Annotated in this window: 13 protein-coding genes and 1 riboswitch; of the genes, 4 read left to right on the top strand and 9 right to left on the bottom strand. The window is 72.3% G+C overall.

Annotated features, from left to right (window positions below):
- Genes ribH through ribD form a run of 5 tightly spaced genes read right to left on the bottom strand, consistent with a single transcriptional unit; the run spans position 1 to position 4,195 of the window.
- Positions 1 to 486 (bottom strand): 6,7-dimethyl-8-ribityllumazine synthase, encoded by a 486-nt coding sequence (gene ribH / locus RLT58_RS30350; protein ID WP_266776450.1) that lies wholly within the window; start codon positions 484 to 486, stop codon positions 1 to 3.
- A gap of 54 nt (positions 487 to 540) precedes the next feature.
- Positions 541 to 1,839, bottom strand: a complete 1,299-nt coding sequence (locus tag RLT58_RS30345; protein WP_311313548.1) for a bifunctional 3,4-dihydroxy-2-butanone-4-phosphate synthase/GTP cyclohydrolase II — start codon at positions 1,837 to 1,839, stop codon at positions 541 to 543.
- On the bottom strand, positions 1,836 to 2,480 hold the full coding sequence (locus tag RLT58_RS30340; protein ID WP_311313547.1) for a nicotinamide mononucleotide transporter family protein: 645 nt from the start codon (positions 2,478 to 2,480) through the stop codon (positions 1,836 to 1,838). The genes RLT58_RS30345 and RLT58_RS30340 overlap by 4 nt, the downstream gene beginning before the upstream one ends.
- Complete coding sequence (locus RLT58_RS30335) at positions 2,477 to 3,094, bottom strand: riboflavin synthase (protein WP_311313546.1); 618 nt, start codon at positions 3,092 to 3,094, stop codon at positions 2,477 to 2,479. The genes RLT58_RS30340 and RLT58_RS30335 overlap by 4 nt, the downstream gene beginning before the upstream one ends.
- Positions 3,095 to 4,195: a bifunctional diaminohydroxyphosphoribosylaminopyrimidine deaminase/5-amino-6-(5-phosphoribosylamino)uracil reductase RibD gene (gene ribD, locus RLT58_RS30330; protein ID WP_311313545.1), complete on the bottom strand. Its 1,101-nt coding sequence runs from the start codon at positions 4,193 to 4,195 to the stop codon at positions 3,095 to 3,097.
- Positions 4,196 to 4,350: 155 nt separating this feature from the next.
- Positions 4,351 to 4,481, bottom strand: a riboswitch (FMN riboswitch).
- 263 nt (positions 4,482 to 4,744) lie between these two features.
- Here ribD and RLT58_RS30325 point away from each other — a divergent pair.
- Positions 4,745 to 7,090 (top strand): chitinase C-terminal domain-containing protein, encoded by a 2,346-nt coding sequence (locus RLT58_RS30325; protein ID WP_311313544.1) that lies wholly within the window; start codon positions 4,745 to 4,747, stop codon positions 7,088 to 7,090.
- A gap of 423 nt (positions 7,091 to 7,513) precedes the next feature.
- On the opposite strand, the gene RLT58_RS30320 is transcribed toward RLT58_RS30325, so the two are convergent.
- Positions 7,514 to 8,692 carry an ROK family transcriptional regulator gene (locus RLT58_RS30320; protein WP_311313543.1) on the bottom strand — a complete coding sequence of 393 codons (1,179 nt, stop codon included), beginning with the start codon at positions 8,690 to 8,692 and terminating at the stop codon, positions 7,514 to 7,516.
- Positions 8,693 to 8,806: 114 nt separating this feature from the next.
- Here RLT58_RS30320 and RLT58_RS30315 point away from each other — a divergent pair, with 114 nt between their 5' ends.
- Both RLT58_RS30315 and RLT58_RS30310 read left to right on the top strand, forming a co-directional pair.
- Positions 8,807 to 10,036, top strand: a complete 1,230-nt coding sequence (locus tag RLT58_RS30315) for an MFS transporter (protein WP_311313542.1) — start codon at positions 8,807 to 8,809, stop codon at positions 10,034 to 10,036.
- A 134-nt stretch (positions 10,037 to 10,170) separates the two neighbouring features.
- A complete protein-coding gene (locus RLT58_RS30310; protein ID WP_311313541.1) occupies positions 10,171 to 11,562 on the top strand; it encodes a uracil-xanthine permease family protein in 1,392 nt (463 codons plus the stop codon).
- A gap of 6 nt (positions 11,563 to 11,568) precedes the next feature.
- Here RLT58_RS30310 and RLT58_RS30305 read toward each other — a convergent pair whose 3' ends face one another.
- Positions 11,569 to 12,753: a glycoside hydrolase family 6 protein gene (locus tag RLT58_RS30305; protein ID WP_399131697.1), complete on the bottom strand. Its 1,185-nt coding sequence runs from the start codon at positions 12,751 to 12,753 to the stop codon at positions 11,569 to 11,571.
- A gap of 107 nt (positions 12,754 to 12,860) precedes the next feature.
- Between RLT58_RS30305 and RLT58_RS30300 the strand changes: the two genes are divergently transcribed.
- The gene (locus RLT58_RS30300; RefSeq protein WP_311313540.1) at positions 12,861 to 13,592 is read left to right on the top strand and encodes a DUF5995 family protein; all 732 of its coding nucleotides are present in this window, start codon (positions 12,861 to 12,863) and stop codon (positions 13,590 to 13,592) included.
- Positions 13,593 to 13,647: 55 nt separating this feature from the next.
- On the opposite strand, the gene RLT58_RS30295 is transcribed toward RLT58_RS30300, so the two are convergent.
- Together RLT58_RS30295 and RLT58_RS30290 are read right to left on the bottom strand one after the other, a co-directional pair.
- Positions 13,648 to 14,583, bottom strand: a complete 936-nt coding sequence (locus RLT58_RS30295) for a GNAT family N-acetyltransferase (RefSeq protein ID WP_311313539.1) — start codon at positions 14,581 to 14,583, stop codon at positions 13,648 to 13,650.
- Positions 14,580 to 16,724, bottom strand: a complete 2,145-nt coding sequence (locus RLT58_RS30290; protein ID WP_311313538.1) for a putative phage tail protein — start codon at positions 16,722 to 16,724, stop codon at positions 14,580 to 14,582. Before RLT58_RS30290 ends, RLT58_RS30295 begins: the two co-directional genes overlap by 4 nt.
- Positions 16,725 to 16,770: the final 46 nt, after the last annotated feature.

The raw sequence follows: 16,770 nt of genomic DNA, 5'->3' as shown, positions 1-16,770 counted from the left end.
TCAGCGCCAGGGTTCGCTGACCGAGCGCAGTGTGGTGGCGGTGGCGACGGCGGCGGTGACCGCTTCGTGCCCCTTGTCCTCGTTGGACCCCTCCAGGCCCGCCCGGTCGAGCGCCTGCTCTTCGGTGTCGCAGGTGAGCACGCCGAAGCCGACCGGGACGCCGGTGTCGACGGCGACCTGGGTGAGGCCGTTGGTGACGCCGTGCGACACGTATTCGAAGTGCGGGGTGCCGCCCCGGATGATCACGCCGAGTGCGACGATCGCGTCGTACCCGCGTCCGGCCAGCACCTTGGCGACGACCGGGAGTTCGAAGCTGCCCGGGACCCGCAGCAGGGTCGGCTCGTCGATGCCCAGCTCGTGCAGGGCGCGCAGGGCGCCGTCGACGAGACCGTCCATGACCTTCTCGTGCCACTGTGCGGCGACGACCGCCACACGGAGGTCACCGCAGTTGCGTACGGACAGTTCGGGTGCGCCCTTGCCGCTCATGTCTCTCCTACCGCTCGTTTCCTGGGATGGCTGCTGGAAGTGCTGGTGGTCCGGCTACTGGTTGCCGCAGGTCGACACCGCGGCGGCGTCGAGCCAGGGCAGGTCGTGGCCCATGCGGTCGCGCTTGGTGCGCAGGTACCGCAGATTGTGCTCGCCGGCCTGGACGGGCATCGGCTCGCGGCCGGTGACGGCCAGGCCGTGCCGCAGGACGGCGGCGGTCTTCTCGGGGTTGTTCGTCATCAGGCGCAGGCTGTGGACGCCGAGGTCCTTGAGGATCTGGGCGCCTGCCGCGTAGTCCCGGGCGTCGGCGGGCAGGCCGAGCTCCAGATTGGCGTCGAGCGTGTCGACGCCGCGCTCCTGGAGCTCGTACGCGCGCAGCTTGGAGACGAGCCCGATGCCGCGGCCCTCGTGGCCGCGCAGATAGACGACGACGCCGCGGCCCTCGTCCGTGATGCGCCGCATGGAGGCGTGCAGCTGGGGGCCGCAGTCGCAGCGCTCGGACTGGAAGATGTCGCCGGTCAGGCATTCGGAGTGGACCCGGACCAGGACGTCGTCGCCGTCGCCGATGTCGCCGTGGACCAGGGCGACGTGCTCGACGCCGTCCACGGTGGAGCGGTAGCCGTACGCGGTGAAGGCGCCGAAGGCGGTCGGCAGCCGGACCTCGGCCTCACGGCGGACGGTCGGCTCGGAGGTGCGCCGGTAGGCGATCAGGTCCTCGATGGAGATGATCGTCAGCCCGTGCTTGCGGGCGAACGGGACCAGCTGCGGCAGGCGCAGCATGACGCCGTCCTCGCCGGCGATCTCGACGATGGCGCCGGCGGGGCGGAGCCCGGCGAGCCGGGCGAGGTCGACGGCGGCCTCCGTGTGGCCGTTGCGCACCAGCACCCCGCCGGTGCGGGCGCGCAGCGGGAAGATGTGGCCGGGGCGGACGAAGTCGCCGGGTCCTGCGGTGCCGCCGGCCAGCAGGCGCAGCGTGGTGGCGCGGTCTGCGGCGGAGATGCCGGTGGTCACGCCGTGCGCGGCGGAGGCGTCGACGGAGACGGTGAAGGCGGTCTTCATCGACTCGGTGTTGTGGTCGACCATCTGCGGCAGTTCGAGCCGTTCCAGCTCGTCGTTCTCCATGGGCGCGCAGATCAGTCCGCGGCACTCGCTCATCATGAAGGCGATGATCTCGGGGGTGGCCTTCTCGGCGGCGATGACGAGGTCGCCCTCGTTCTCCCGGTCCTCGTCGTCGACGACCACGACGGGGCGGCCGGCGGCGATGTCGCGGACGGCCTGCTCGACGGGGTCGAGGGAGAGGTCCTCGGCGGGTGCGGTGTGCTCCCGGTGCAACCAGGTGGGCTGGGCAGTCATGCCGTGGCTCCTTCCAGAGCGGGTGTCCGCGTACGCAGCCACCAGTCGCGCATGCCCCACAGGACGAGGGCCCCGTAGACGACGTAGATGAGACCGGAGAAGGCGAGTCCGCTGTGGAAGTTCAGCGGGACGCCGACCAGGTCGACGAGGAGCCAGGCGAACCAGAACTCGACCATGCCGCGCGCCTGGGCGAGCATCGCCACGAGCGTCCCGGCGAAGATGTACGCGTCGGCCCAGGGGCTCCAGGAGAGCGAGGGGAACGCGGTGAACAGGCCGCCGACCGCGAGGGTGCCGAGGGCGGCGCCGCCGAGCAGGAAGCCCCGCTCGCGCCAGGTGGCGAACCGGACGGCGATGGAGCCGTCCTGGGCCTGCTGCCTGCCCCGGGTCCACTGCTGCCAGCCCCAGACGGCCACGGCGACGACGATGAGCTGCTTGCCTACGCTGCCCGCCTGGTGCACGGAGACGTTGGCGGCGACCAGCACGACGCCGGACAGGAGCTGGGCGGGCCAGGTCCAGACGGAGCGGAGCCAGCCCAGGGTCAGGGCGATCAGACCGATCGTGTTGCCGATCATGTCCGACCAGATGATGTGCTGGTCGAAGACGGTGAAGGCCTCGGAGTTCAGCCAGTGCAGGGCGCTCACTTCGCCGGCTCCCCGGACTCCCGGGCGGAGTCGCCGAGCAGCCGCTCGACGTACTTCGCGATGACGTCCACTTCCAGGTTGACCGGGTCGCCGGGCCCCTTGATGCCGAGCGTGGTCAGGGCGAGGGTGGTGGGGATGAGGCTGATGGTGAAGTAGTCGGGTCCGGCGTCCACGACGGTCAGGCTCACGCCGTCGACGGTGATCGACCCCTTCTCCACCACGTAGCGGGTCAGGTCCGCCGGGAGGGAGATCTTCACGATCTCCCAGTTCTCGGAGACCGTGCGCTCGACGATGCGGCCCGTGCCGTCGACGTGGCCCTGGACGATGTGCCCGCCGAGCCGGCCGCCGAGGGCCATCGGGCGTTCCAGGTTGACGCGTGAGCCGGTGGCCAGGGCGCCGAGGCTGGAGCGGTTCAGGGTCTCGGCCATCACATCGGCGGTGAACTCGTGCTCGCCGAGGTCGACGACGGTCAGGCAGACGCCGTTGACGGCGATCGAGTCGCCGTGCTTGGCGCCCTCGGTGACGACGGGACCGCGCAGGCGGAATCGAGAGGCGTCGTCGAGCTTCTCGACGGCGGTGACCTCACCCAGTTCTTCGACAATTCCGGTGAACACTCAGTTTTCCTTCCGGGCTGGGCCGGGGACGGCGGTGATGCGCAGATCGGGGCCGATGCGTACGGTCTCGGTCACATCGAGGCGCAACGCCTGGGCGATGGTGGAGATTCCGGCGTCGGCGAGGGCTGCGGGGCCGGCGCCGAGGAGGACGGGGGCGAGATAGCCGACGACCCTGTCGACCAGGCCCGCCGCGACGAAGGCACCGGCCAGGGTGGGGCCGCCTTCGAGGAGCAGGGAGCGGACGCCGCGCCCGTGGAGGGCGGCGAGCAGTGCGGGCAGGTCCAGTCCGGGGCCGGTGGCCGCGCGCGGCAGCCTCAGGACGGACGCCTCGGGGAGGTGGCCGGTGTCGGCGTCGTCGGCGACCGCGACGAGGGTGGGCGCGGCGGTGTCGAGGACCCGGGCGCCGGGCCGTACGGCGGTGGCGGCGGTGTCGACGACGACCCGCAGCGGCTGGACGGCGCCCTCGATGCCCCGTACCGCGAGGTGGGGGTCGTCGGTGCGGGCGGTGCCGGAGCCGGCGACGACGGCGTCCGCCTCGGCGCGCAGCCGGTGGACGTCGGCGCGGGACTCGACGGAGGTGATCCAGCGGCTGGTGGCGTCGGCGGCGGCGATCCGGCCGTCCAGGGTCGCCGCGTACTTCCAGGTGACGTGCGGACGGCCCAGGCGCACCGAGGTCAGCCAGGCGGCGTTGACCGCTTCGGCCTCCTCGGCGAGCAGGCCCCGCTCGGCGGTGATCCCGGCGACGCGCAGGGTGTCCGCACCGCCGGTGGCCTGCGGGTTCGGGTCGCCGACCGCGTACACGACCCGGGCGACTCCGGCCTCGATGAGGGCCTGGGCGCAGGGGCCGGTGCGGCCGGTGTGATTACAGGGTTCGAGGGTGACGTAGGCGGTGCCGCCGCGGGCCTTCTCGCCGGCCGCGCGCAGGGCGTGGATCTCGGCGTGCGGTCCGCCGGCGCGCCGGTGGAAGCCTTCTCCGGCGGGTCGCCCTGCCGCGTCGAGGACGACGCATCCGACGACCGGGTTGGGGCTGGTGGAGCCGAGACCGCGGGCGGCGAGCGTGACGGCTCGGCGCATAGCGGTGGTGTCGGCTGCGGTGTCCACCGGGTCCTCCTGCCTCTTCGGGCACGGACTCCGGGGCCTGTCGATGACGACAGATGAAGCGGAACGCAGGGCAGGGACGCCGGATGCCCGAAAAACGGATGGATCGGTCGCCCGAAAACCATCCGCCGACGGCGGCGTACCCGCGAAACGGCCCGCCGCGCACTGCCTCCCATCCGGACTTTAACCGTCGGTCCAGGAATCTCACCTGGTCAACCGGCCGCTGGATGCGGACGGGTCGCGGACTGTAACCGCCGGTTCGGAATTGCACCGACCCCGGAGTGCGCTACTGCTGGTACACGATCAGTGTGCCACGACTGGCCGGGGGCCATACGGGTGAACGCTGTGGAGTGGCTCACAGACAGGCCGTGACAAGGCTCTTTTCGGACACCTCGTCATTAATGGTCCAGACCTATTGACGCACTGGTCTAGTCCTCTTAATCTCTGCGTCACCTCCGAGGAGCGGTTCCGCGGTGTGCGCACACCGGGAACCCAACACGACCCACCCTTTTGTCAGTTGTGTTCTGCCGACCTCCCCAGGAGGAACCGAACGTGCTGTCTCCCACCCGCGCGAGAACCACGCTCCTCGCAGCCGGCGCCACCGTCGCCGCGCTGCTGATGGGATCGCTCTCCGCCACCGTGTCGCACGCCGCCGACCAGGAGTCCTGTCGCCCCGACGGGCTGTACGAGACGCCCGGCGTGGCCGTGCCGTACTGCTCCGTGTACGACTCCGAGGGCCGCGAGAAGATGGGCGCCGACCACCCGCGCCGGGTCATCGGCTACTTCACCAGCTGGCGGACCGGCAAGGACGGCACCCCCGCCTACCTCGCCTCCGACATCCCCTGGGACAAGGTCACCCACCTCAACTACGCATTCGCCCATGTCGACGGCGCCAACAAGATCTCGGTCGGCGCGGACGGGCCGGAAAACGCCTCCACCGGGATGACCTGGCCGGGCGTGGCGGGCGCCGAGATGGACCCGGACCTCCCGTACAAGGGCCACTTCAACCTGCTCACCAAGTTCAAGAAGCAGCACCCGAACGTGAAGACGATGGTCTCGGTCGGCGGCTGGGCCGAGACCGGCGGCTACTTCGACGACAGCGGCAACCGGGTGGACTCCGGCGGCTTCTACTCGATGGCGACCAACGCCGACGGCTCGGTCAACCAGGCCGGAATCAACACCTTCGCCGACTCCACGGTCGCCTTCATCAAGAAGTACGGCTTCAACGGCGTCGACATCGACTACGAGTACCCGACCACGATGAAGGACGCCGGCAACCCGCTGGACTGGACGCTGTCCAACGCCCGCAGGGCCGGACTGGTCAAGAGCTACGGCGCGCTGATGAAGACCCTGCGCGAGAAGCTCGACCGGGCGTCCGCCGCCGACGGGAAGCACTACCTGCTCAGCGTCGCCGCTCCCTCGTCCGGCTATCTGCTGCGCGGCATGGAGACCTTCCAGGTCCAGAAGTACCTGGACTACGTCAACATCATGTCGTACGACCTGCACGGCGCGTGGAACGAGTACGTCGGCCCCAACGCCGCGCTGTTCGACGACGGCAAGGACGCCGAACTCGCCCAGGCGAGCGTCTACTCGACCTCGCAGTACGGCGGCACCGGCTACCTCAACACCGACTGGGCCTACCACTACTTCCGCGGCTCGATGCCGTCCGGCCGCATCAACATCGGGCTGCCGTACTACACGCGCGGCTTCAAGAACGTGCAGGGCGGCACCGACGGGCTGTGGGGCAAGGCAGCCTCCACGGACTGCCCGGCGGGCGCGGGGCTGACCAAGTGCGGTGACGGCGCCGTCGGCATCGACAACCTCTGGCACGACCTGGACACCAACGGCAAGGAGGCCCCGGCCGGCTCCAACCCGATGTGGCACGCGAAGAACCTGGAGAAGGGTGTCGTCGGCGACTACGTCACGGACTACGGGTTCCCGGCGGACACGAAGCTGACCGGCACCTACGTCCGCAAGTACGACTCGACGCTGGTCGCGCCGTGGCTGTGGAACGCGGAGAAGAAGGTCTTCCTCTCCACCGAGGACGAGCAGTCGGTGAAGGCCAAGGCGGACTACGTGGCCGACAAGGGCATCGGCGGCACGATGATCTGGGAGCTGGCGGGCGACTACGGCTACAACGCCGCCAAGGGACAGTACGAGCCCGGCTCCACGCTCACCTCGACGATGTACGACACCTTCAAGTCGGCGGCGCCGTACGGGGCGAAGCGCTCGACCATCGACCTGCCGACGCAGGCGCTGGACATCGACGTGTCCTTCGACCAGTTCCCGCTGGGTGACTCCAACTACCCGATCAGCCCCAAGCTGAAGATCACCAACAACACGCAGACGACGCTGCCGGGCGGCACGGAGTTCCAGTTCGACTACGCGACCTCGGCGCCGGCCAATGCCAAGGACCAGTCGGGCTTCGGCACGACGATCGTGCGCAGCGACCACACGGCCGCGAACAACATCGGCGGGCTGAAGGGCGACTACAACCGCGTCTCGCTGAAGCTGCCGTCCTGGCAGACCCTGGCGCCCGGCGCCTCGGTGGACCTGGACTTCGTGTACTACCTGCCGACGTCGACACCGTCGAACTGGACGGTGACCTTCGGCGGGAAGTCGTACGCGCTCGCCGGGGACCTGGCCCGTGGCACGACGGTGGTCGAGCCGGGCACCGGGGGCGGCACGCCGTCGCCCGACCCCACGGGTGGGACGCCTACGCCGGATCCGACCGGCGGCGCCTGCGCGGCGGCGGCCTGGAGCGCGTCGGCCGAGTACGGGGCGGGGGCGACGGTGAGCCACGGGGCGCACCAGTGGAAGGCGAAGTGGTGGACGAAGGGCGAGGCGCCCGGGTCCACCGGTGAGTGGGGCGTCTGGGAGGACCTCGGCGCCTGCTGATCCCCTCTCCGTGGCGGGGTTCCCCGTGGGGTTGGTGCCCCACGGGGTTCGCTCTGTCCGGTGGGTGGGGGTGGGGTCCCTCCGGGGAGACTCCTCGGAAATGGCGTGTTCACCCGGGTACGCGAGGGACCCGGGTCGTACGCCATTTCCTGCGGGGACTCCCCTGCACGCCCCCACCCGGCCGTCCTTGCGACTGAACGCCGGTTGTCCGACTGCCGCAGACGCACGACGGCCGGTCCGGGGCCGTGCAGGGGAGTCCCCGCAGGACGACGAACATGTTCCCGAGTACCAGTGCGTCGTCGCCGCACGTTCGTCGTCCGAGGAGTCTCCCCGGAGGGGCACCGGACCCCCACCCGGACAGAGTCCGCACCTCACGGAGCACCCGCACCGGACAAGCCCGTCCGGCGATTGAGGACGGAACCCTCAGCCCTCGGGGGCGAACAACGCGTCCTGCGCCGCCTCCCGCGCCACCAGCACCGCGCCCCGCAGGACCGCCGTGCCGCCCAGCGTCCCGGCCCGGACCTCCGTGCGCAGGGGCGACATCATCGCCAGCCGCTCCTCCACCCGCGCGGCCAGCGCCTCACCGCCCGCGTGGCCGACCTCGCCCGCCAGCAGGACGCAGCCCGGGTCGAGGACCGAGGCGACGGCAGCCGCGCCGAGGGCGAGGCGGTCGGCGACGGCGCCGAGGAACGCCTCGCCGTCCCCCTCCCCCGCGAGCGCCGCGCGTACGGCCACCGCCGCGCCCGGCTCCCGGCCGTCGGCGGACACCGTGATGCCGTGCGCGGCGGCCAGTTCGCACAGCGGCGCCGAGCCCACCAAGGAGTGGAAGCCGCCGTCGCAGTTGACGGCCGAGGGAAGCCCGGCCGTGCCGGGCACCGGCAGGAAGCCGATCTCGCCCGCGCCGCCGGAGACCCCCCGGCGCAGCGCACCGTCCAGCATGACGGCCGCTCCGACACCGTGGCCGAGCCAGAGCAGGACGAACGTGTCGTGGTCGCGGGCCGCGCCGACGCGGTGTTCGGCGACGGCGGCGAGGTTGGTCTCGTTCTCCACGAGCACCGTCGCGGGCAGCCGCTGCTGGAGCACCCGCACCAGGCTGCGGTGCCAGGAGGGCAGCCCCGAGGTGTCGCGGAGTTCGCCGCTGACCGGGTCGATCAGGCCGGGGGCGCCGATGCCGACGCTGTGCAGCGGGGCCGTGCCGGCCCGGCGCGCGGTCCGCTCCAGCAGGGCGACGGCGTGTTCGACGGCGTCGTCGGCGGCGGTGTCGCTGCCGATCGGCAGGGTCGCCTCGGCGAGCGTCGCGCCCAGCAGGTCGGCGACGACGACGGCGACACTGTCGGTGCGTACATCCAGGGCCGCCAGCAGGGCGCGGTCGGCGACGATGCCGTAGAGGCGGGCGTTGGGGCCCCGGCGCCGGGCACCGGCCTCGCCGACCACATGGATCAGGCCCGCTCCCTGGAGCCTTTCGACCAGGTCGGCGACGGTGGGCCGGGAGAGTCCGGTGAGGGTCTTCAACTGAGTGGCCGTCAGCGGGCCGTCCTGCTGGAGCAGTCGCAGGGCGAGCCGGTCGTTGATGGCCCGGGCGGTGCTCGGTGATGCGGGCATGCCGGGATCCTTCCAGATCACTGCTCGGCCCGGGATCGGGCGGTCTATTTATCAGGCAGGGTTCCTGATAGTTTACCCGGCGGACAGCGGACACCCAGGGGAGGGCACGGCGGCATGACGACGGATTCCACGGCTACGGTCTTCGGTACACAAGAGGTGAGGCGGGCCAGGTACGCCATCGCCGCGGTCTTCACCGTCCACGGCGCGGTCACCGGAAGCTTCGCCACCCGGGTGCCCTGGATCCAGGAGCACGCCGGGGTCAATGCCGGCCAGCTCGGCATCGCGCTGGCCTTCCCCGCCATCGGCGCCTCGCTCGCCATGCCGCTGGCCGGTGCGATCAGCCATCGCTTCGGTGCCAGGACCGCTCTGCGCGGGCTGCTGGCGCTGTGGACGCTGGCCCTGATCCTGCCCGCGCTGGCCCCCAATCTGCTGACCCTGTGCGCGGCGCTCCTGGCGTACGGCGCGTCGGCCGGCATGTCCGACGTGGCGATGAACGCGCTCGGCGTCGAGGTGGAGAACCGTCTCGACAAGTCGATCATGTCCGGGCTGCACGGCATGTGGAGCGTGGGCGCCCTGATCGGCTCGGCGGCCGGCACGGTGGCCGCCCATCTGGGGGCCGACGCGCGACTGCACCACACCGTCGCCGCCCTCGTGCTGACCGCTCTGGGGCTGACCGCCTGCCGGCGGGTGCTGGATCTGCGCAGCGAGCCGGACCAGGAGCCGCCGCCGCGCTTCGCGCTGCCGCCGAAGTCGGCGCTGATCATCGGGGCGGTGGGCTTCTGCGCGGTGTTCGCCGAGGGGGCGAGCCTGGACTGGTCGGCGGTCTACCTCCGCGATGTCCTGGACAGCTCGGCCGGTCTCGCGGCCGTGGCCACGACCGCGTTCACCCTGACGATGGCGGTGGCCCGGATCGCGGGCGACCGGGTCGTCGACCGCTTCGGCTCGGTACGGACCGTGCGGACGGGCGGGCTCCTGGCGACGGCCGGCGGGATCATGGTGGTCACCGCTCCCCACGCGGCGGTGGCGATGTGCGGTTTCGGGCTGATGGGTCTCGGCATCGCCGTGGTCGTCCCGCTCGCCTTCGCGGCGGCGGGCCGCAGCGGGCCGAACCCGAGCCAGGCCATCGCCGGTGTCGCGACGATCACGTACACCTCGGGGCTCATCGCCCCGTCCGCGATCGGCTCGCTCGCCGAGGCCACCTCGCTGGTCGTCTCGTTCGGCCTGGTGTCCGTGCTGGCGTTCGGTCTGGTGCTCGGCGCGGGGGTGCTGCGGGCCGGTGACCGCAAGGTGCCCGCGTCCGCCGGCGCCGTGCGGGACGCGGCGGCTGCGGAGCCCCGTCCCTGAGCCGCCCCCTGCGGGCGGCCGGGTCCGGACGGGAGGCGCGGGTGCGGCGGCACTAACATGGCGCTGATCATTTCCGCGGTGGGCGCCGTGCCGGGCGAGGTACTGGACTCCGCATCTACACACAGGGAGCAACCATGGGCCTCGGCGTGCGCTGGACCTTGCACGGCGACGGGAAGACGCCCGCACCGGGAGCGGTGGTCCGCCCCGACGAGCGGCTCTCCTGGCCCCGGACCTTCGGGCTCGGTGCCCAGCACGTGGTCGCCATGTTCGGCGCGTCGTTCGTCTCGCCGGTGCTGATGGGGCTCGACCCGAACCTGGCGATCATGATGTCGGGTGTCGCGACGGCCATCTTCCTGCTCGCCACGCGCGGCCAGGTGCCCAGCTATCTGGGCTGCTCGCTCTCGTTCGTCGGGGTCGCCGCGACGATCCGGGCGAGCGGCGGCGACAGTGCCGTGGTCACCGGCGCGGTCTTCGTGGTCGGCGTGGTGCTCTTCCTGGCCGGGCTCGCGGTCCAGCGGTTCGGGGCGCGGATCATCCACGCGGCGATGCCGCCGGTGGTGACGGGCGCGGTCGTCATGCTCATCGGCTTCAACCTGGCGCCGGTGACCGCGTCGACGTACTGGCCGCAGGACCAGTGGACCGCCCTGCTGGTGATGCTGTTCACCGGACTGGCCGTGGTCTGTCTGCGCGGGTTCTTCTCCCGTATCGCGATCTTCCTCGGCCTGATCTTCGGTTACGTCCTGTCCTGGGTCCTGGACCGTGTCTTCGGGAAGATCCACTCGACGGCGGGCGGGGCCGAGGCCGTGGACCACTGGCGGCTGGACCTGTCGGGCGTGGGCAAGGCCGACTGGGTCGGGCTGCCGTCGTTCCACGCACCGAGCTTCGAGTGGTCCGCGATCCTCGTCGCGCTGCCCGTCGTCATCGCGCTGATCGCGGAGAACGCCGGCCATGTGAAGGCCGTCGGCGAGATGACCGGCCGCTCCCTGGACGGCAAGCTGGGCACGGCGATCGCCGCGGACGGCGCCGCCTCGATGCTCTCCACGGCGGTGGGCGGTCCGCCGAACACGACGTACTCCGAGAACATCGGCGTGATGGCCGCGACCCGTGTCTACTCCACCGCCGCCTACTGGGCGGCCGCCTGCTTCGCCCTGCTGTTCGGCCTCTGCCCGAAGTTCGGCGCGGTCGTCGCCGCCATCCCGGGCGGGGTGCTCGGCGGCATCACCGTCATCCTGTACGGCATGATCGGCCTGCTCGGCGCACAGATCTGGCTGAACGCCAAGGTCGATCTGCGCAATCCGCTGAACCTGGTGCCGGCCGCCGCGGGCATCATCATCGGCGTCGGCGGGGTCAGTCTGAAGATCTCCGACAACTTCGAGCTCAGCGGGATCGCCCTCGGCACCATCGTCGTGATCACCGGCTACCACGTGTTGCGCGCCTTCGCCCCGGCCCATCTGAAGACGCAGGAGCCGCTGCTCGACTCGGGCACGTCCGCATACGACAAGGAGCCGCCCGCCGACGGCGCCTGACCCGGGTCAGCCCGTCGCCAGCTGGTACGCGTAGTCGGGGGTGAAGGACCCCGCCGCACCCTTGCAGCCGTCGGACTCGCCCGGCAGCTTCACCCACAGATAGGCGTCGATCCGGGCCTCCCCGGTGTCCGTGGTGGGGGCCCGGCCCAGCGCGCGGCCCGCCGGATCGCACCATTCACCGGCCGCCGGCGCCCCGTTCCCGTTGCGGCTGGTGTCGATGACGGCGCCGAGCCGTGCCGGCCCGCCGAGCGCGGCCAGCACCCGGCGGGCGTAGTCGGCCTCGTCGGCGGTGCGGTGGAAGTTCGACACGTTGGTGAAGATGCCGTCGCCGCTGCTCGCCGCGCCCGCCGCCCGCAGCGCCGCGGCCTGTTTCGAGGCGGCGTGCCAGCCCGAGTGGCCGCCGTCGAAGTAGACCCGGGCCTTCGGGTTCGCCGTGTGCAGGGCGCGGCCCGCCCGGGCCAGCGAGGCGTTGCGGGCCGCACGGCCGGCGTCCGAGAGGCAGTCGGAGAGCGCGAGGGCGTCGGGTTCGAGGATCACGATCACCGGCCCGCTGCCGAGCCCCGCCGCGAACCGCCTGATCCACGCGTCGTACGCCGCGAGGTCGGGCGCGCCGCCATCGGACGCCCCTCCACAGTCCCGGCCGGGGATGGCGTAGGCCACCAGCACCGGGGTCCGGCCGGACCGGGCCGCCGCCGAGGTCACCGCCCTGACCCGGCCGGTGACCTCGGCGGGGTTGTAGGAGGCGAACCAGACGGCGGCGGGCCGCGCCGCTATCCGTTCCTCGATCAGCGGGCGCCTCGGGTCGCTCCGGTGGGCGGCCACCCAGTCCAGTACCTGGGAGCCGGGGTGGCGGTAGAGCCCGCCGGCCGGCGGGGCCGCCGCGTGCGCGGGCGCCCTGGGCGCCGGCCGCGACGTCCTGGGCGCGGTGGTGGTCGCGGGCGCCGGCGGGGTGCGCGGTGCGGCCGTCGGGCTCGGCACGGCCGGCAGCGGCGCCACCGTCGGCGACGCCGTGACGTCGGGGCGGGCGGTGGTCCGCTCCGCCGCACCACCGAGGGCGGAGATCACCCCGGTGGCCGTGCCGACGGCGACCACCGCCGAGGCGACGGCGGCCATGGCCTGGCGGCGCGCCCGGCGACCGCGCTCCCCGGACTCCCTCCGTGCGACCCGGCGTTGGGTACGTACGCCCGACACTCCTCGTTCCCCTCCCCGGCGCCGGTGGTGCTGCCGTCGTTACCCCGTTCCGATGAATCGACGGCTTCCCGGCGCCACGGCGAGCCTACGGCTGGGACGCTGCCGCCATGGCGCAGTTCGAGCAGTTGGAGCACGGCACCGGCCGCCCCGCCGCTGTCGCCGGACCGGCCGGTGCGGGCACGGTGGCCGCACGGCTGCGCGCGTCCGGGCCGCCGGGGGACGGAAGCGGGGACGGTTCGGGCGACGGGATCGAGGTGTTCCACCAGATGTATCTGGCGGCGGCCGAGGAGGTCGCCGGGCCGGGTGCCGGTGCGGCGCCGGGCCGGGAGCCCATCGGGCCGCTGGCCGTCCGGCTGGTGGAGCGTTATCTGGCCGCGGTGGAAGCGGCGGCGGCCGGGCGGCGGGCGCCCGACTGCTGGCGTCCGCTCCTGCAGTACCGGCGCCATCCCGGCGTACGGCCGGTGCAGTTCGCGCTGGCGGGCCTCAACGCGCACACCGGCCACGATCTGGCGCTCGCCGTCATCGACACCTGCCGTACGCTCCGCTGCGCACCGGCGGACCTGGAGGAGGAGTTCGAGCGGGCGGGCGATCTCCTCCTGAGGATCGAGGAGCGGATCGACGACGAGCTGATGCCGGGTCCGGAGACGCTGGAGGTCGGCGATCCGCTTCTCCATCTGCTCGGCAGCTGGAATCCGGAGCGCGCCCGCGAGGCCGCGTGGTCGTCGGTCCTGGTGCTCTGGCGGCTGCGTGATGTCCCCACCCTGGCCGAGGAGTTCAGACGGCGGACGGACGCCGGGGCAGGGCTGGTCGGCCGCTGTCTGCTCACTCCCTGCGGCTGACCGGGCGAGGCACCCTGGTGCGGGAGTCCTCACAAGGAACCCTCGCAAGGAGCCCTCAGAAGGAGTCTCCGTACCAGTGGACGGCGCCGGGGGCCGTGACGGTGGCTCGTACGGAGGCCGCCGCGGCGTGCAACGGCTTGGCCATTCCCACGTGTTCGGTCACCCTGCGGGCATCCGTCAGGAAGGCGCCGCACGCGGCGGTCACATCGGGGCCGTCGGGAAGCCGGACCCTCGCCCGGGTCAGCCCGGCCGCCCGGCCGCGTGCGCCGACGGCGGCGAGCAGGGCGCCCAGGCTCCCGGCCGCGCCCGCGAACTCGCGCACCTCCACCCGGTCCCCCTCGTGCCGGGCCACGATCCAGCCGGCCAGCGCCCCGGACCCGGGGTCCACCGCCACGAGCGACCGCTCCGGGGTGCCGTACCAGGCGGGTACGCGCACCGCCCAGTCACCGGGCTCCCGCAGCGCGGTGAGCGGCCGGACCGCGTTGTACGCGTGGTGCAGCGCGGCCACCTCCACGGCATCCGCCGCACCCGCCCGACGCACGGCGAACGGCCCCGGAGCGGGGACGCCGGCGGCGAGGTTCCCCTCGGTGTACGACGTGGCGAACTCCTGCCAGCCCGAGCCCCGGTAGACGCCCGGCGTTCCGGTGAACAGCAGCGACCAGGCACACCCTTCCGAGGTCATCGAGCGTTCCGCCGCAGCGAGCAACTGCCGTACCAGCCCCCGGCCCCTGGCCTCGGGGCGCGTGGCCACACTGCCGATGCCGCCGACGCGCTGCGGCGTGCCGGCCGCGTCGCGGATCAGCCTCGGCACATGGACGACGACCGCGTCGATCCCGTCACCGGCGGGGTTCTCGGCGACGAACGTACGACGGTGGCGTTCCGGGTCCAGGGCGTGCAGGGCGGTGAGGTGCGGGGCGTCGAAGCAGGAGCGCCACAGAGCGGCCAGGGCGGGGTCGTCGGCGGGGGTCGCCGTGCGGACGACGGCGCTCACAGCACGAGGTTCCCGTCCGTGCGCACGGTGTCGCCGGCCGGGGGCATCGCCTCGCGCCGGGTCCCGTCCTCGACACACGCGGTGTGCAGGACCGACGCGAGGGCGGCCGGGGCGAGGTGGAGGGTGCCGCCGGTGAAGCGGCTGCCGGTGGCCGCGTAGTGGTTGGTGCCGTCGGCGATGCGGATGTGCGCGGTGTCGGGCCCCGCTGCCACGGCGGTGATGCCGGTGAGGTCCCAGACCGCGCTGCCGGGGCCGGCCGCCCGGCCGAGGAACGCCTTGGCCTTGTTGGTGCCGGTGAACCGGGCGCCGCCGGTCACGGTGATCCGCTGGTCGCGCACGCCACTGAGCTCGATGCCGGTGCCGTCGTACGTACCGCCGTCGATCCGCAGGTCCGCCGAGCCGACCGAGAGCGGGGCCGCGTCCCCGGCGCCGGTGACGGTGCAGTCGGTGAGGTGGACGGGGCCCGCGCCGCGCAGCACCAGCCCGTCGGCACCCTTGAACGTGCAGCGCACGAAGTGGACCGGCGCGGTGACCGGGGTCTGCACGAGGACCGTGCCGGCGGGCGGTTCGAAGGAGCAGTCGCTGATCGTCGTCGGCCGGGTCGAGCGGGCCGAGCGCTGGGCGACGGCGAAGGTCTTCGCGGTGCAGCCGCGCACCTGCGCCCCGTCGGCGTTCACGGTGAGGGTGCCCGCCTGGTCGAAGGTGGGGCGGGCGATCACCGTGATGTCCTCCAGGGTCAGGTCGGTGATCTTCGTGTTGGCGGTGAACCAGGAGCAGACGTGTCTGCGTACGGTGATCCGCTTGGCGGAGATCCCCCACTGCGCACCGGAGTTGGCGAGGTCCATCAGTCCGGAGTTGCCGTCGAAGAGCAGGTCGTGCTCGTACTGGCCGTGGGTGGTGAAGGGGTTGCCGCCCGCGTCGTCCCCGTCGCCGTGGCAGTTCACGACGGTGCAGTAGGCGGAGGCAGTGAGGTCGTTGAGATGGCGCACATTGCTGGTCGTGCAGTCGGCGACCCGCCCGTACAGGCAGTAGATCTGCTGGGTGAGATAGCCCGCGCCGCCGTACTCGACGGTGGGCGGGTTCTTCAGCGAGCAGTCCTCGGTACGGAAACGGGTGCACCAGCGGCGCATGACGACCGGCCAGAAGGTGCCGGTGGCGTGGATGCCGGAGACGTCGCAGCCGACGGCGTACTCGAAGCTGACGGGGTGGGAGCCGGTGTACTCGTCGGGTCCGGCGCCCTCGAAGACCATGTTGCGGACATGGGTGTCACGGACGGGCTCGATCCGGGTCCAGGAGAGCCGGCGTCCGGCGGCCAGTTCCCAGCCGTTGAGGTAGCCGATGCGGATGTGGCCGGCGTCGATGATCTCGGTGATCTCGACGAGCTTCTGCAACTCGCGTTCGTCCCCGCCCCCGCCCTCGACCGGGTCGACCTGCACGGCCCACCACTGGCCGACCGCGAAGGCCCTGGCATCGGGGACCGGGAAGGTGTCGGTCAGTTCGATGACGGTGGCGCTCAGGGTGTGTTTGACGGTGGTGTCGGTGGGGGTGCCGCGGAAGGAGAGGAGGGCGCCGAAGGGGTTGTCGTGGGTGTTTTTCTCGATGCCGGTGGTGTGGATGTGGTGGCCGCCGAAGTCGACTTCGATGGTGGAGCGGTTGAAGAGGTGGCGTTGGGTGAACAGGAGGTCGGTGTGGGCCTCGATGCGGTGGACGGTGGGGTCGTTGACGAGGGTCTGGAGGGCGGTGTCGGCGGGGGTGTCGGCGTTGAAGTGGCCGAAGGTGCGGAAGTCGATGGTTCCGGTGTGGAGTTGGTGCCAGCGTCCGGTTTTCGGTGTGTGGGTGGGGGCGATGACGGTGCCGCCGTTGTGCGGGGCGGTGGATTTCTTGTTCCAGCGCAGGGCCATGCCGCCGCCGTCGCCGGGGGTGTGGTAGCCGGCGAGGAGGATGTGGGTGCCGTCGGTCAGGGGGGTGGTGTTGAGGGCGCGCAGGGCGGTGACGGTGTCCAGGTGCAGGACGTCACGGGTGTGGGTGGGTGCGGCCTGGGCCGGGGTGGTGGCCGCGGCCGTACCGGCCATGACCAGACCGGCCAGACCCGAAGCCCGCAGCAGATTCCGGCGGGAGGACGCGGCGGCGTTGACGGACATGACGAAGGTGCTCCTCGCGTGTCGGTGCGTGCTCGGCGGGACCGGC

Origin of the sequence: Streptomyces sp. ITFR-16 (assembly GCF_031844705.1) — a bacterium.
Taxonomy (GTDB): domain Bacteria; phylum Actinomycetota; class Actinomycetes; order Streptomycetales; family Streptomycetaceae; genus Streptomyces.
Note: the sequence above shows the minus strand (reverse complement) of the source record. Positions and strands in the feature narration are given on the sequence as shown.

Excerpts from the sequence above, each read along its gene's own strand:
- ribH (WP_266776450.1), bottom strand. The coding sequence starts at position 486 with ATGAGCGGCAAGGGCGCACCCGAACTGTCCGTACGCAACTGCGGTGAC.
- RLT58_RS30345 (WP_311313548.1), bottom strand. The coding sequence starts at position 1,839 with ATGACTGCCCAGCCCACCTGGTTGCACCGGGAGCACACCGCACCCGCC.
- RLT58_RS30320 (WP_311313543.1), bottom strand. The coding sequence starts at position 8,692 with ATGCCCGCATCACCGAGCACCGCCCGGGCCATCAACGACCGGCTCGCC.
- RLT58_RS30315 (WP_311313542.1), top strand. The coding sequence starts at position 8,807 with ATGACGACGGATTCCACGGCTACGGTCTTCGGTACACAAGAGGTGAGG.
- RLT58_RS30310 (WP_311313541.1), top strand. The coding sequence starts at position 10,171 with ATGGGCCTCGGCGTGCGCTGGACCTTGCACGGCGACGGGAAGACGCCC.
- RLT58_RS30300 (WP_311313540.1), top strand. The coding sequence starts at position 12,861 with ATGGCGCAGTTCGAGCAGTTGGAGCACGGCACCGGCCGCCCCGCCGCT.
- RLT58_RS30290 (WP_311313538.1), bottom strand. The coding sequence starts at position 16,724 with ATGTCCGTCAACGCCGCCGCGTCCTCCCGCCGGAATCTGCTGCGGGCT.